This is a genomic window from Paenibacillus sp. cl6col (genome assembly GCF_900102125.1).
Classification (GTDB): domain Bacteria; phylum Bacillota; class Bacilli; order Paenibacillales; family Paenibacillaceae; genus Paenibacillus_B; species Paenibacillus_B suaedae.
Genome location: NZ_FNAZ01000003.1, coordinates 17,381 through 34,939, shown reverse-complemented (window position 1 = coordinate 34,939; position 17,559 = coordinate 17,381). Strand labels below are relative to the sequence as shown.

Annotated in this window: 3 protein-coding genes; all 3 read left to right on the top strand. The window is 56.5% G+C overall.

What is annotated here, in order from left to right; translation table 11 throughout:
* Positions 1 to 341 precede the first annotated feature (341 nt).
* Positions 342 to 1,625, top strand: coding sequence for a diaminobutyrate--2-oxoglutarate transaminase (gene ectB / locus BLS15_RS07945; RefSeq protein WP_090511027.1), 1,284 nt, complete (start codon positions 342 to 344; stop codon positions 1,623 to 1,625).
* A 439-nt stretch (positions 1,626 to 2,064) separates the two neighbouring features.
* Positions 2,065 to 2,307, top strand: coding sequence for a hypothetical protein (locus tag BLS15_RS07940; RefSeq protein WP_028532286.1), 243 nt, complete (start codon positions 2,065 to 2,067; stop codon positions 2,305 to 2,307).
* Between the two features lie 45 nt (positions 2,308 to 2,352).
* On the top strand, positions 2,353 to 17,289 hold the full coding sequence (locus BLS15_RS07935) for a non-ribosomal peptide synthetase (RefSeq protein WP_090511527.1): 14,937 nt from the start codon (positions 2,353 to 2,355) through the stop codon (positions 17,287 to 17,289).
* Positions 17,290 to 17,559: the final 270 nt, after the last annotated feature.

The following is a 17,559-nucleotide window of genomic DNA, read 5'->3' as shown; positions in this document are numbered from 1 at the left end:
AATTCCTCGATTGATGGCAAACCATTCCCAACGTTTCTTCTTTATTCGCACTTATATGGCAAAATATTCAAATTAGACTAAAGCTTTACTATGCATTCTTCGAAACTTTGATATAATTCTATTTGGATCATATTTCCTATTATGATAGGGCATAGAATTGAAGGGTTTTTATACCTATTCAAGCTGTGCGAGAGAGACCAGTCCACTGGCTACTAGAAAGCCTGCATGCGGGGACCGACAATGGTGGAAAATGACAGCCGAGAATATGTTGCTCCATGACGTCAGAAGGTTCAGAAAGGTTGTAACCAACCTTATCCCAATTCCGATGGAGGATGAAGCGCGTGAGCATTTTTGAAAAACTGGAATCCAATGTAAGATCTTACTGCAGAAGCTTTCCGGTGGTATTCGACCGGGCCAAGGGGGACCTCTTATATTCTGAGGACGGAAGAGCATATATTGATTTTTTTGCAGGTGCTGGGGCACTGAATTACGGTCATAACAACGATTATATCAAGGACCGGGTTCTCGATTACTTGACCTCCGACCGGATTATGCACGGTCTGGATATGTATACAATGGCCAAGCGTGAATTCATCCAAAGCTTCTCGGAGCGGATCCTGAAGCCGAAGAAGCTGAATTACAAGCTTCAATTCTGCGGTCCGACGGGGACGAACGCGGTGGAAGCGGCCTTGAAGCTCGCACGCAAGGCGAAGAAGAGAAACGGGATATTCGCATTCATGGGAGGCTTCCACGGCATGTCGCTTGGCAGCCTGTCGGCAACAAGCTCCAAGTCAATGAGGGAAGGGGCGGGGCTTCCTCTGGGCGGCGTTACGTTCATGCCGCACCCGAGTGGGGCTTTCGCAGAAATGGATACGCTCGGCTATATCGAGAATATCCTGACTGATTCGCACTCCGGAATCGACAAGCCGGCCGCCATCCTGCTTGAAACGGTACAAGCCGAAGGCGGAATTCACGTCGCCGATGCGCAGTGGCTGCGAGGGCTGCAGCAGCTTTGCCGCAGGCACGATATCCTGCTCATTACCGACGAGATTCAAGTCGGCTGCGGCCGGACAGGCGAATTCTTCTCCTTCGAACGTGCGGGGATCGAGCCGGATCTCATTACCCTGTCGAAGTCGATCAGCGGGTACGGCCTGCCAATGTCCCTCCTGCTGCTGAAGCCTGAACTGGATCTCTGGACGCCGGGCGAGCACAACGGCACCTTCCGCGGCAACCAGCTCGCTTTTGTGGCCGCCAAGGCCGCTCTCGAGTTCCGGGACAGAGCCGCCCTGGACGCCGAGGTGAAGCAGAAGGAAGAGTTTGTACGCTCGTTCCTTGACAAAGAAATCAAGCCTTTGCATCCGTCGATCGCGATCCGCGGACTCGGCCTGATCTGGGGCATTGACGTCTCGGGCTTCACGGATGAAGCCGGGGCGAAGCGGATGACGGAGATCAGCTTCGAGAACGGGCTCATCATTGAAAGAGCCGGCAGAGGAGACCACGTGCTGAAGATCATGCCTCCGCTGACCGTATCGATGGAGCATCTTGCCGCCGGCTGCGACATTATCAAGTCCAGTATACAGCAGGTGATCTCTCATGAGACCCAGGATTTGCTGGTAACGACCTAAGCTCGGCCAAGCAGGTGAGCGTCCCGGCAAGAGGCATGGAAGTGCCTTCCTGAGGCCGTGTGGCTCTGATGTTAAGATAACGTTTTTACCCCATTGGAAGATTTTCTCCCCATGCTGCCTGCGGTACCGTCAGTCAGCATGGAATTCACCGCTAATCCAAGGGCTGTCCCGTTCATGCCACACGGAGCATTCTTTGAGCCTCATGCAGCACCATCTTCACATCTAATCGTCAGGAAAAGCTCACTACCCCGCAGCCGGATCTTTACTTATCCACACCACGCTGCGGGGAATACATAAGTCGTACATAGAGTGTATCAATACCCCTTAAACATAAGCTTCGACAAAGGCAGTTCCGGTGCCGAATCCGGAGGTACGGCCGACTTCCTGCTGGCCAGTACAAACCCTACAGCAAGCCTTACATCGATGGGAGGAACATCCCTTGTCCATTCCCGAATCCAATTCCGAACCCAATATTAAACCAAGACCGTCTTCGGGCGGCTCGTCCGCAGCAAGCATATGGAGAGGAGCCGGAAGTAGCCGCATCCCTTGCGTAGAACGATTATCTTTGTTGTCTTTCACGCATGGGAGCCGAGTGGGACAGCTGCTAGGCAGAGGATTGCCGCATGCGATCAACTGGGCAAGCGAAGCGGTGACCTGGCGAAAGCCATTGATATTGTTGTGACATGTTTGAAAGGCGGGGAGCAAGGCTGTAGCGTTGCTGCAGCATATGCTCCGCCGGATTGCTTTTACCGATGTAGAGAGGGGGACGATCCAGGTGGCTTTTGAAAAAGAAACGTTGTTTTGGAACGAAAAATTCGGTAGTGACGATTATACCTTGACGCGGCTGCCTTACAGCAAAGCTCCAAGCTCCCAGGCGCCCATTATGACAACCGTCGGCGGTTCGCTTTCGGAGAAAGCGGCGCAGCGCGTCCTTCAAATGAGCAAGGGCGCTCCGCTGGCCGCTTTTATGATTTTGCTCGCCGGTGTTCAGTCACTCTTGCATAAATATACAGGAGCTTCTGACATTCTGGTCGGCATGCCGGTTATACGGAAACCGACGGAGACGCGCCGATCCGTTAATCATACGGTCATTTTGAAAAGCTTGCTTTCGGCGGGATCGACTTTTAAAACGCTTCTGAGCGAGCTGAGGACTTCGTTGCCGGAAGCGATTCAGCATCAACATATTCCGTTCTTGAAAATGACGGAGAAGCTGGATCTGCAATATGCAGACGGGATACCCGTCATCCATACGCTAGTATCCCTTAAGGAGCTGCATCTGGATGAAATTGGGCAAAACGTGGTCACGGATTGTTCCTTTGAATTCAGCTTAACCGGTGGGACGATAAACTTAGCGCTGTCATATAACGAGCACTTATATGACTCCAAGTTCATGACTCGGGTCGTCGGTCATCTGAATCGCCTGCTGGCCGTGGGGCTTCACGAGTTGGAGCTGGACATCGTGCGGGTGGACATGCTGTCGGAGGACGAGCAATTTCAATTGCTGCAAAGCTTTAACGATACCGAGAAGGACTATCCCCGTGATCGGACGATTCATCAGCTCGTGGAGGAGCAGGTGAAGCGGGTGCCTGAAGCAACGGCGATTGTCTTTGAGGGGCGGCGGCTTTCGTACGCGGAGCTGAACGAACGGGCGAACCGGCTGGCGCGGACGCTGCGATCGGTCGGCGTGCTGCCCAATCAGCTGGTAGGCTTGATGGCCAGGAGATCGCTGGAGACGGTCGTTGGCATTCTGGCGGTTCTGAAAGCTGGCGGTGCCTACGTGCCGATCGACCCGGAATACCCGGAAGCACGCATCCGCTACATTCTGGAGAACTCGAACGCGCAGCTGCTGCTGACTCAAAGGGAGCTGCAGCAGCAGGTTCCGTTCGAAGGGACCGTGTTGGCGCTGGATGACGAGCAGGCCTACAGCGATGATGGAACGAACCTGGAGCCGGCCAGCGGTCCGAATGATCTGGCTTATGTCATCTATACGTCAGGTACGACGGGCAAACCCAAAGGAGTCATGCTGGAGCATCGCGGTTTGGTCAGCTTGAAACTGATGTTCGCGGACAGGCTCGGCATCACGGAGCATGACCGGATCGTTCAATTCGCCAGCTTGTCGTTCGACGCGTCCTGCTGGGAAGTGTTCAAAGCGCTCTATTTTGGCGCGACTTTGTACATCCCGACGGCTGAGACGATTCTCGACAACCGCCTGTTTGAGAGTTATATGAACGAGCATGCGATTACGGCGGCGATTTTGCCTCCGACGTACAGCGCTTATTTGAACCCGGACCGCCTTCCCAGCTTAACGAAGCTCGTAACGGGAGGCTCGGCGGTATCGGCCGAATTCGTGCAGCAGTGGAAACCGAAGGTCCACTATTTCAATGCTTACGGCCCTACCGAAGCTTCGATTGTTACGACGCTTTGGGATGCGGATGAGGAGCAGCCGGAGCGCAGAGTCGTTCCGATCGGGCGCCCGCTGGCCAATCACCGGATTTTTATTTTGGATGCCCACCTGCAGCTTGTGCCTCCGGGAGTGGACGGCGAGCTGTGCGTGGCAGGCGTGGGGCTTGCGAGAGGTTACCTGAACCATCCGGAGCTGACGGCAGAGAAGTTCGTGGAACATCCGTTCGCGCCTGGAGAACGCCTTTACCGGACGGGAGATCTCGCCCGCTGGCTGCCGGACGGAAATATTGAGTACTTGGGCCGGATCGACCATCAGGTGAAAATCCGTGGATTCCGGATCGAGATCGGCGAGATTGAAGAGCAGCTTCTGAAGATTGACTCCGTGCAGGAGACGATGGTAATCGCGCGGGAAGGCAAAAGTGGGCAAGAATTGTGCGCTTATCTGGTCGCGGGCCGCCCGCTTACGCTCGGCGAGCTGAGAAGCGCGCTGGCGCAAAATTTGCCGAATTACATGATTCCGGCGCATTTTGTTCAGCTTCCGCGGATGCCGCTCACGCCGAACGACAAAATCGACCGCAAGGCTTTGCCCGCCCCGGAAGGAAACGCGCTGATCGGCGGCGCGTACGTAGCTCCCCGCAATGAAGTCGAGCAGACACTTGCCGATGTGTGGCAGGCGGTATTGAACGCCGATCGCGTTGGGGTAACGGATCATTTCTTCGAGCTGGGCGGAGACTCGATCAAGTCCATTCAAGTATCTTCGCGGCTTCATCAAGCCGGGTACAAGCTGGATATTCGGGATTTGTTCAAATATCCGACTATCTCACAGCTCAGCCTGCGTGTGAAACCGATCGGACGTACCATCGATCAAGGAGAAATAACGGGTGAAACGGCGCTGACGCCGATTCAGCATTGGTTCTTCGAGAGCTCCTTTGCGGATCCGCATCATTTCAACCAGTCGGTGATGCTGTACCGGAAGGAACGCTTCGACGAAGAGACGGTGCGTCAGGTGCTGCAAAAGCTGGCCGAGCATCATGACGCCTTGCGGATGGTGTTCCGCAAAACGGAACAAGGGTTTAGCCAACGGAACCGCGCGATTCAGGAAGGCGGGCTGTTCACGCTGGACGTGTTCGACTTCAAGGGTGCGGAGAATACCGCACAGGCTGTGGAATCGAAGGCAACGGATATTCAAGCGGGCATCGATCTGGAGAAAGGGCCCCTCGTGAAGGCGGGACTGTTCCGATGCGCGGACGGCGATCATCTACTGCTCGCGGTTCATCATGCCGTGGTGGACGGCGTGTCTTGGCGCATTTTGATGGAGGATTTCGCTCTGGGTTACGAGCAGGCCGGCAAAAGCGAGGAAATTCGTTTCCCAGCGAAAACGGATGCGTACCGCACTTGGTCCGAGCAGCTGGCCGCTTACGCGCAAAGCCCGGAGATTGCAAAGGAACGGGCTTATTGGCAGGCCGTGGAACAAATTGCGATTCCGGACTTGCCGAAGGATCTGGAGGCGGACGTTACGACGCAGCAGGACAGCGAATCGCTGTTCGTCCGTTTGACTCCCGAAGAAACGGAGCTGCTGCTGAAGCGGGTTCACCGGGCCTACAACACCGAAATGAACGATATTTTGGTAACGGCGCTCGGCATAGCCGTTCGCAATTGGACGGGACACGAACGGGTGCGGATCAATCTCGAAGGACATGGACGCGAATCGATCGGAACGGATATCGACATCACGCGCACAGTCGGCTGGTTTACGACCAAATTTCCGGTCGTCCTGGAGCCGGAAACCAACCGGGATTTGGCCTATCAGATTAAACAGGTCAAGGAAAGCCTGCGCCGCATTCCGAACAAGGGGCTTGGGTACGGTGTATGCCGCTATCTCTCCAAATCGGAGGATGGCTTTGTTTGGGGCGCAGAGCCGGAAATTAATTTTAACTACCTCGGTCAGTTCGACGATGATGTCAATCAGGACGAGATCGGCATATCTTCTTATTCCAGCGGAAACCCGGCCAGTGACCGGCAAACCCGCAGCTTTGTGCTGGATATCAACGGCATGGTGCTGGACGGCGCTCTATCGCTCGATCTCAGCTACAGCCGGAAGCAGTATCGCAAGGAAACGATGGAAGCCTTCTCTCAGGAGCTTGAGCAAAGTCTCCGAGAGCTCATTACCCACTGCGCAGGCAAAGAAAACACCGAATTGACGCCTAGCGACGTGCAATTTAAAGGCTTGACCATCGCGGAATTGGAGCAAATCGGCCAGCGCTCGGGCCATGTCGGGGAAATCGAGAATATTTACTCGCTTACGCCGATGCAGAAGGGCATGTGGTTCCACAGCGCGCTTGACCGGCAAACGGCCGCTTACTTCGAGCAGACGCGGTTTACGATGCGGGGAGCGCTCGACGTCCAGCTTTTCGAAAGGAGCTGGATGGAACTTGCGAAACGTCATCTGGTACTGCGGGCGAATTTTGTGAAAGGACCAGCGGGCGAGCCGCTGCAAATCATATACCGCGACAAACCGGTCGGCTTTGAATATGAAGAGCTGCTTCATTTGCAGGAAGACGAGAAACAAGCGTATTTGGATAAAAAGGCCGAGGATGACAAGCTTCGCGGCTTCGACCTGGAACATGACGCGCTCGTTCGGGTAACGATCCTGCGCACCGAAGAGCAAAGCTATCATGTGCTGTGGAGTTTCCAGCATATTTTGATGGACGGCTGGTGCCTGCCGCAACTGACGCAGGAGTTGTTTGAGACGTACTCGGCCTTGGCATCCGGCAAGCAGCCAGCGGGAGATAAGGGATCGGATTATGGCGCCTATATCGATTGGTTGGAGAAACAGGACGATCAGACGGCATCAGGCTATTGGACGGCATTCCTGGCAGGTTATGAAGGGCAAACCGTACTCCCGGGACAAAAGGAACCGGCACCGAACGGCAGATTTACGGCTGATCACGTCACCGCCGAGCTGGGCAAGGACTTAAGCGAGCGGATGGACCGGGTGGCGAAACAGCGCTTGGTTACGGTCAATACGCTGCTGCAAGCCGCTTGGGGCGTAATGCTGCAAAAATATAACGGAACAAACGATGCCGTATTCGGCAGCGTCGTGGCCGGAAGACCGGCGGAAATCCCGGGTATAGAGTCCATGATTGGGCTGTTCATCAATACGGTGCCGGTCCGCGTCACGAGCGAAGCGGACACCGTGTTCGCCGACCTGATGGCGAAGCTCCAAGAGCGCGCGCTGGAGTCCGGGCGTTATGATTACTATCCGCTGTATGAAATTCAAGCCCACAGCGTTCAAAAGCAGAACTTGATCAACCATATCATCGCTTTCGAGAACTATCCGGTGGACGAGCAGATGGAGCAGGCGGGCGACCAGCAGCACGGCGACCTGACGATCACTGACGTTCAGATGGAGGAGCAGACGAACTATAACTTCAACATGACCGTAGTGCCGGGAGCCGAGATCGAAATTCGGCTCGATTTTAACGCCGAAGTGTTCGATAAGGACAGCATCGAGCGGCTCAAGGGGCATCTCGTCCATCTGCTGGAGCAGGTGACGGATAACCCGGAAATTACCGTGGGCGAGCTGGAACTTGTGACGGAGGCGGAAAAGGTCGACCTTCTCGGACGTTTTAACGACACCACCACGGAATTTCCACGCGGGAAGACGCTCATTCAATTGTTCGAAGAGCAGGCAGAGCGCATCCCGGATGCAGTCGCCATCTCCTTGAATGAGCAAGAGCTGACCTACCGCGAGCTGAACGAACGTGTCAACCGCCTTGCCCGAACCTTGCGCAGCCACGGGATATCCAAAGGACGTCTGATCGCCATTTTGGCTGAGCGTTCCATTGAAATGGTGGTGGGCATGCTGGCGGCACACAAAGCCGGAGCGGCTTACGTACCGATTGACCCGGAATATCCCGAGGAGCGTATCCGTTTCTTGATCGAGGATTCGGGAGGGCAAGTCATGCTGACGCAAAGCCGCTTGCGCGAGCGCCTGGCGGGTTCGGACCCGGTGATCTTACTGGATGACGAGTCCTTCTATCACGAGGACGGAACAAACCTAAATCCGGGCATCGAAGCGACAGATCTAGCCTGCGTCATCTATACGTCAGGCACGACGGGCAAGCCGAAAGGCAACCTTGTTTCGCACCGCAACATCGTGCGGGTCGTGCGAAATACGAATTATATCGACATCACCGAGCGGGATCATGTCCTCCAGCTTTCGAGCTATTCGTTCGACGGAGCGACTTTCGATATTTTCGGCGCTTTGACCAACGGGGCGCGGCTGGTGCTGGTTCCCAACGAGACTTTGCTGGAAATCGGCCGGCTGGCGGATCTCATCCAGCGCGAGCGCATCTCGGTCATGTTTATTACGACGGCTTTCTTCAACATCCTTGTAGATGTGAACGTCGACTGCCTGCGGGATGTTCGGGCGATTTTATTCGGAGGAGAGCGCGTGTCGGTTGGCCATGTGCGTAAAGCGCTCGTCCATATCGGACCGGGCAGGCTCAACCATGTGTACGGCCCGACGGAAAGCACGGTTTATACTACGTACCTTCCGGTCGACTTCGTCGATGACTTAGCGGTTACCGTACCCATTGGACGGCCGATCAGCAATACGACGGTGTATATCGTCGACAGCCGGAACAAGCTTCTGCCGATCGGCGTGGCCGGGGAACTTTGCGTCGGCGGAGAAGGCTTGGTACGGGGCTACAATAACCGGCCGGAGCTGACGGCGGAGAAATTTGTGGACAATCCGTTTGTGCCGGGAGAGCGCATGTACCGGACGGGGGATTTGGCGAAATGGCTGCCGGACGGCACGATCGAATACGTGGGACGGACGGACGACCAAGTGAAAATCCGCGGCTTCCGCATTGAGCTAGGCGAGATCGAAGCTCAGCTTCAGAAAGTGGAGGGAATTCGGAAAACGACGGTATTCGCGAGGGAAAACGCCTCCGGTGAGAAGCAGCTTTGCGCCTATTATGAAGCGGACTGCGAGCTTCCGGCGGCCGAACTGAAGAGCGTGCTTTCCCAGGAACTGCCGGCCTATATGATCCCGGCGTACCTGATCCAGTTGGAGCGGCTCCCGCTGACGACGAACGGCAAGGTTGACCGCCGATCCCTCCCGGCGCCGGAGGAGAGCTTGCAGCCGGGCGGAGGACGTATTCCGCCTCGGACTCCGCTGGAAGCCAGCTTGGCCGGAATTTGGAAAAGCGTGCTCGGACTAGTGCACATTGGCGTTCATGACAACTTCTTCGACCTGGGCGGCCATTCCCTACGGGCGACGACACTGGTGAGCAAGGTGCATCAGGAGCTGAACGTCGAGCTGCCTCTACGCGACGTATTCCGCTACCCGACGATCGAAGAGATGGCTCTCGCCATCTCCCGGATCGGAGAGCAGTCGTTCTCGTCGATTCCGCTGGCAGGCGCAAGAGCATATTATCCGCTTTCCTCAGCTCAGAAGCGGCTGTTTATCCTGAATCAGCTGGAAGGGGCCGATCAGAGCTACAACATGCCGGGCGTGCTTCTGCTGGAAGGATCGATTGACCGGAGCCTGCTGGAGAAGGCTTTCCGCGGACTGATCGCACGGCACGAAACGCTGCGAACCGGCTTTGAGATCGTACAAGGCGAAGCAGTACAGCGCATTTACGAGAGCGTTGACTTTGCCGTCGAGTACCGTCATGCGAGCGAAGAAGAAGCGCCTGAAGTCGTGCAGGCCTTCATCCGGCCTTTCGACTTGGCAAAGCCTCCGCTGCTGCGGGCGGAGCTCGTAGAGCTGGCAATCGAACGTTATTTGCTGATGTTCGACATGCACCATATCGTCTCCGACGGGGTTTCGATGGACGTGTTAGTCGAGGAACTCGTTCGTCTGTACGGCGGCAAGTCAGTAGAGCCTTTGCGCATTCAATACAAGGACTATGCGATATGGCAGCAGTCGGACGAGCAAAAAGTGCAGTTGAAACGCGAGGAAGCGTACTGGCTGGACCGTTACCAGGGCGAGCTGCCGGTTCTGGAAATGCCGACAGACTATCCGCGTCCTGCCGTGCAGAGTTTTGAGGGACAAACGCTGACGTCCTTCGTGGACGAGGCAACGAACGAAGGCTTGAAGCAGCTGGCCGCTCAAAGAGGAACGACGCTGTATATGGTGCTGCTTGCGGCATATACCGTGCTTTTGCATAAATACACAGGTCAGAACGATTTGATCGTCGGAACGTCGATTGCGGGCAGAACGCACGGAGACACGCAGCCTTTGATCGGAATGTTCGTCAATACGCTGGCGCTCCGCAATTATCCGGCTTCGGATAAGACCTTCCTGTCGTATCTCGAAGAAGTGAAAGAAACGACCTTAGGCGCTTACGAGCATCAGAATTATCCGTTCGAAGAGCTCGTTGATAAAGTGCAGGTCAGCCGAGATTTGAGCCGCAACCCGATGTTTGACACGATGTTCTCCCTGCAAAACTTGGAGGATAAAGAGTTTAAGCTGGAAGGGCTGAAATTGTCCCCGTACCCTAGTGAATACGGCACGGCCAAGTTCGATCTGAGTGTGGATGTTACGGAAGAAAACGGCGGCCTGGAGTGCAGCTTTGAATTCGCAACGGCTCTTTATAAAGAAAGCACGATCCGGCGGCTGTCGACTCATTTTGGACATTTGCTTGCGGCGATCGTAAGTCGTCCGGATGCGAAGATCGCCGAGCTGAACTTGTTGACGGCAGAGGAAAATGAGCAAATTCTCGGCGCGTTCAACCCGGCGAAGCCGGAAGCGGCTCCTGCGGCCGCGTTCCACCGGCTGTTCGAGGAACAGGTGGAGCGCACGCCGGAAGCGGAGGCCGTCGTGTACGAGAACGACCGACTGACGTATGGGGAGCTGAACGAGCGGGCGAACCGCCTGGCGGCCACGCTGCGCGCAAGCGGCATCGGGCGGGAGTCAATCGTCGTCATTCTCGCCGAGCGTTCGGTGGACCTGTTGGTGGCCGTGCTGGCCGTCTGGAAAGCAGGCGGGGCGTATGTGCCGCTCGACCCGGATTATCCGGCGGACCGCGTTCGGTTCATGCTCGAAGACAGCGGAGCGAAGGTGCTGCTGACGCAAACGCCGCTGCGAGAGCGCGCCGAAGCCTGGCTCGGCGAAGAGGAGCTGGCGCTGGCAGCGGTGCTGTACCTGGACGACGAAGCATCGTACAGCGAGGAGTGGGCGAATGGGCCGATTGGCTCCGGCATGGTCTCCGGCAAGCTGACGGATGCTGTGGATGCCAGCGATGAGAGCCATCAGCATGTCGGCACCGACAGCTTCCATGAAGCCCGGCCGGAGGATCTGGCGTACGTGATCTACACGTCGGGAACGACGGGCAAGCCGAAGGGCGTGATGATCGAGCACCGCAGCCTGGTGAACACGGCGGCGGGCTACCGGCGGGAATACCGGTTGGATCAGTTCCCGGTGCGGCTGCTGCAGCTCGCAAGCTTCTCGTTTGATGTGTTCGTGGGCGATATCGCGCGGACGCTGTACAACGGAGGCACGATGGTGATTGTGCCGAAGGACGACCGGATCGATCCGTCTCGTCTGCACCATTGGATGGAGCGAGAGCGGGTCACCATCTTCGAATCGACGCCGGCCCTGATCGTGCCGTTCTTAGAGTACGTGCACGATCAGGGGCTGGATATGAGCTGGATGGAACTGATGATCACGAGCTCGGACAGCTGCAGTGTGGCGGATTACTGGACCTTGCAGGAACGCTTCGGCTCGTTGTTCCGGATCATCAATGCTTATGGCGTGACGGAAGCGGCGATCGACTCCAGCTTCTACGACGAGGAGCTGACGAAGCTGCCGCAGACCGGTCATGTACCGATCGGCAAAGCGTGGCTGAATGCGAAATTCTACATCGTGGACGCGCAACTGAATCCGGTGCCGGTCGGGGTGCTGGGCGAGCTGGTCATCGGCGGAGTTGGCGTGGCGCGCGGGTACTTAAACCGTCCGGAGCTGACGGAAGAGAAGTTCGTAGACAGCCCGTTCGCCGCAGGCGAGCGGCTGTACCGCACGGGAGACTTGGCGCGGTGGATGGAGGACGGCAACGTGGACTTCATTGGCCGGATCGACAACCAGGCGAAAATCCGGGGCTACCGGATCGAGACGGGGGAGATCGAGTCGCAGCTGCTGCGGGTGGAAGGTGTCCGCGAAGCGCTGGTGCTGGTTCGAAGTGATGCGAACGGGCAGAAGGCGCTATGCGCGTATTACACGCCGGATACCGGAGCGGAGTTGGCAGTGAATGTTCTGCGCAGCGCGCTGGCGCAGGAGCTGCCGGGCTACATGATCCCGTCGTACTTCGTGGAGCTGGAGCGCCTGCCTCTGACGCCAAATGGAAAAATTGACCGGAAGGCGCTGCCAGCGCCGGAAGGAGAAGCGGGAAGCGGAACGGAGTACGTCGCACCACGCAATGAGTTGGAAACGAAGCTGGCGGCGATATGGCAGGAGGTGCTTGGGCTTGCGAAGGAGATTGGCGTTTACGACAACTTCTTCGACATCGGCGGCCACTCCCTGCGGGGGACGACGCTGGTCAGCAAGGTGCACAAGGAACTGAGCGTGGATCTGCCGCTGCGCGACGTGTTCCGCCATTCCACGATCGAGAGCATGGCTGCCGCCATTTCCCGGCTGGATGAGCAGACATTCGTTGCTATTCCGGTGGCGGATTACCGGGAGGTGTACCCGCAATCTTTTGCTCAAAAACGTCTCTTTATCCTGAATCAACTGGAAGGCGCGGAGCTTAGCTACAACATGCCGGAGGCGATGCTGCTGGAGGGGGCTTTGGACCGGGCAAGGTTCGAAGAAGCGTTCCGTAAGCTCGTGGCGCGGCATGAAATGCTGCGCACCGGGTTCGAAATGGTGGATGGTGAAGCATCGCAGCGGATTTACCAGGACTTGAATTTTGTCGTGGAGTTCTATCGTGTAGATGAACAAGAGGCCGAAGAGACGGTTCGCCGTTTTGTCCGTCCGTTTGACTTGGCGAAGCCTCCGCTGCTGAGAGTATGCCTTGTCGAGCTGGCTCTGGAACGCCATATTCTAATGTATGATATGCATCATATTATTTCCGACGGTGTCTCCATGGAGATCTTTGTTGATGAATTTGTCCGCTTGTACGGCGGCGAGCAATTGGAGCCTCTGCGCATTCAGTACAAAGACTACTCCGTTTGGCAGCATTCGCATGAGCAGAAGGAACGGCTTCAACATCAGGAGGCGTACTGGCTGGACATGTTCCAAGGCGAGCTTCCGGTGCTGGAAATGCCGACCGACTATCCGCGTCCGTCCGTGCAGAGTTATGAAGGACAAACGCTGGAGTTTTTCTTCGACGCTTCGAAAACCGACGGCCTGAAGCAGCTTGCCTCGGAAACGGGCACAACGCTGTTTATGGTGCTGCTTGCGGCGTATAACGTGCTTCTGCATAAATATTCGGGTCAGGAAGACGTAATTGTCGGTACGCCGATTGCCGGAAGGAATCATGGAGATGTGCAGCCGTTGATCGGGATTTTCCTTAACACGCTAGCTATCCGCAGTTATCCGGCTTCGGAGAAGACATTCCTGTCATACCTGAACGAAGTCAAAGAAACGACTCTCCACGCCTTCGAGCATCAAAACTATCCGTTCGAAGAATTGGTGGATAAGGTGCATGTTACCCGTGATTTAAGCCGCAATCCGCTCTTTGACACGCTATTTACGATGCAGAATACAGAGAACGAGGAATTTGAGCTGGAAGGGCTTCGCCTGATTCCCTATCCGAGCGCACTGGATACCGCGAAGTTTGATATCAGCTTGGATGTGGGCGAGGAGAACGGCGGCTTGGATTACAGCTTCGAATATTCGACGTCTCTATACAAAAGGGAGACGATCGAACGTCTGGCGAAACATTACGAGCAGCTGCTCGTAGCGATCGTAAGCCGTCCGGATGCGAAGATTGCCGAGCTGGACATTTTGACACCAGCGGAAAAAGAACAAATTCTCGGCGAGTTCAACCCGGCGCAGCCGGAAGCGGCTCCTGCGGCCGCGTTCCACCGGCTGTTCGAGGAACAGGCGGAGTGCACGCCGGAAGCGGAGGCCGTCGTGTACGAGAACGACCGGCTGACGTATGCGGAGCTGAACGAGCGGGCGAACCGCTTGGCGGGCACGCTGCGCGCAAGCGGCATCGGCCGGGAGACGATCGTCGGCATTCTCGCCGAGCGTTCGGTGGACTTGCTGGTGGCCGTGCTGGCCGTCTGGAAAGCGGGCGGGGCGTATGTGCCGCTCGACCCGGATTATCCGGCGGATCGCGTGCGGTTCATGCTTGAAGACAGCGGAGCGAAGGTACTGCTGACGCAAACGCCGCTGCGAGAGCGTGCCGAAGAGGCGCTGGCGCTGGCTGCGGTGCTGTACCTCGACGACGAAGCATCGTACAGCGAGGAGCGGGCGAATGTGTCGATTGGCTCCAGCATGGTCTCCGGCAAGCTGACGGATGCTGTGGATGCCAGCGAAGAGGGCCATCCGAATATTGGCATGGGCAGCTTCCATGAAGCCCGTCCGGAGGATCTGGCGTACGTGATCTATACGTCAGGAACGACGGGCAAGCCGAAGGGCGTGATGATCGAGCACCGCAGCCTGGTGAACACGGCGGCGGGCTACCGGCGGGAATACCGGTTGGATCAGTTCCCGGTGCGGCTGCTGCAGCTCGCAAGTTTCTCGTTTGATGTGTTCGTGGGCGATATCGCGCGGACGCTGTATAACGGAGGCACGATGGTGATTGTGCCGAAGGACGACCGGATCGATCCGTCTCGTCTGCACCATTGGATGGAGCGAGAGCGGGTCACCATCTTCGAATCAACGCCGGCGCTGATCGTGCCGTTCTTAGAGTACGTGCACGAGCAGCAACTGGATATGAGCCGGTTGGAGCTTTTGATCACGAGCTCGGACAGCTGCAGCGTGGCGGATTACCGGACCTTGCAGGAACGCTTCGGCTCGTTGTTCCGGATCATCAACGCTTACGGCGTGACGGAAGCGGCGATCGACTCCAGCTTCTACGACGAGGAGCTGACGAAGCTGCCGCAGACCGGCCATGTACCGATCGGCAAAGCGTGGCTGAATGCGAAATTCTACATCGTGGATGCGCAACTGAATCCGGTGCCGGTCGGGGTGCTGGGCGAGCTGGTCATCGGCGGAGTCGGCGTGGCTCGCGGGTACTTGAACCGTCCGGAGCTGACGGAAGAGAAGTTCGTAGACAGTCCGTTCGCCGCAGGCGAGCGGCTGTACCGCACGGGAGACTTGGCGCGGTGGATGGAGGACGGCAACGTGGACTTCATTGGCCGGATCGACAACCAGGCGAAAATCCGGGGCTACCGGATTGAGACGGGCGAGATCGAGTCGCAGCTGCTGCGGGTGGAAGGCGTGCGCGAAGCGGTGGTGCTGGTTCGAAATGATGCGAACGGGCAGAAGGCGCTATGCGCGTATTACACGCCGGATACTGGAGCGGAGCTGGCGGTGAACGATTTGCGCAGCGCGCTGGCGCAGGAGCTGCCGGGCTACATGATCCCGTCGTACTTCGTGGAGCTGGAGCGCCTGCCTCTAACGCCGAACGGAAAGATTGACCGGAAGGCGCTGCCGGCGCCGGAAGGGGAAGCGGGAAGCGGAACAGAGTACATCACACCGCGCACTGAGTTGGAAACGAAGCTGGCGACGATTTGGCAGGAGGTGCTGGGGCTTGCGAAGGAGATTGGCGTTCACGACAACTTCTTCGACATCGGTGGTCACTCCCTGCGGGCAACGACGCTGGCGGGCAAAGTATTTAAGGAATTAAACGTCGACCTGCCGCTGCGCGACGTATTCCGTCACTCGACGATTGCAGCGATGGCTGAGGCGATCGCCCGAATGGAACGGCGGGAGCATGAGGGCATTCCTCAAGCGGAGGAGAGAGAGTATTACCCTCTGTCCTCCGCGCAGAAACGGCTGTTTATTCAGCACACGCTGGATGGAGCGGATCAGCTTTACAACATGCCGGAACTGGTGCAGGTGGAAGGCGAGTTTGATTTAGACCGGTTGGAAGCCGCCTTGCGGAAATTGATAACACGGCATGAATCGCTGCGCACCGGTTTTGAAATCGTGAAGGGGAAAGCGGTTCAGCGGATTTACCCGCAGGTCGATTTTGCTGTCGAGCATCATCAAGCGGATAAAGAGGATGCGGCTCAAATCGAGCAGATCGTCCGCAGCTTCGTTCGTCCATTTGATCTCGGCAAGCCGCCTCTGCTGCGCGCCGGGGTCATCGAGCTGGAGCCGAACCTGTATATTCTCATTTTCGACATGCACCATATGGTGTCCGACGGCGTATCAATGGCGATTGTGATCGATGAGTTCTCGAGTTTCTACGCTGGGGAAGAGCTGCCGTCACTGCGCATTCAATACAAGGATTATGTCGTTTGGCAGCAGTCGAAGGCCTACCGAGAACAGATCGGGCGGCAGGAAGCGTACTGGCTGCAAACCTTCAAAGGCGAGCTGCCAACGGCGAACCTGCCGATGGACTACAAACGGTCTGCGGCTCGCAGCTACGAAGGCGCGCATCTGGAGTTTGACGTCGAAGCTTCTCTCTCTACACGGCTGCACGAATTGGCGGCAGAGCGTGAAAGCACGCTGTTCATGGTGCTGCTTGCGGCTTATACCGTGCTGCTGTCCAAATACAGCGGGCAGGAGGACTTGATCGTGGGCACCCCGGTGGCGGGAAGAACGAACGCCGATTTGGAACCGGTCATTGGAATGTTTGTCAATACACTGGCGATCCGCAATCGTCCGTCGAGCGACAAAACGTTTTTGTCCTACCTGGAAGAAGTGAAGGAAACGGCTTTGGGTGCTATCGAGAACCAGGATTATCCATTCGAGGAGCTCGTGGAACGTTTGAATGTGAAGCGGGAGCCGGGCCGATTCCCGCTGTTCGATGCCGTTTTCGACCTGCAAAATATTGAAGAACGAGACGTCGAGCTGGAAGGGGTCAGCCTGAAGACTTACGAGCTTGACCATTTGGAAGAAGCGAAGTTCGATCTGACGCTGTTTATGTATGAAAACAACGGGGCCCTGAGCGGGGGCTTCTTCTACGCCACCAAGCTGTTCAAAGAAGCGACGATCCGTACCTTGACCGAGGATTACCTGCGGGTACTGTCACAAATTGTGGAAAATCCGCAACTTGAGCTAAGTCGGATTGAATGTCATAAACCGGCGGCTGGCGCAAAGAGTGCCGTCGATACGATCGAATTCGCGTTCTAATCCTATAAGCGCGTGTTCAAAAAGGTCGGTTTTCAGCACCGAAGCTTATGCTACCGATGTGCGTTTTTTCAAAACGCCTCAGTTGGATGAAGCTAGGGCCTGAGGAGCGGAGCGTACGTTTTGGGTACATGAGCACCTGAGATGTTTCCGCAGGAAACATACTTCGTAAGCATCTGCTTAGGCCCGGCTGAATTCAAGATTCGATGCCGAGTCCACTTCATGATTTACTTCGTGATCAAAAGCGGACTTTTTGAACAACCTCTATAAGCG

What these genes read in the sequence shown, in the direction of transcription:
- BLS15_RS07935 (WP_090511527.1), top strand. Translation starts at nt 2,353, where the DNA reads ATGCTCCGCCGGATTGCTTTTACCGATGTAGAGAGGGGGACGATCCAG.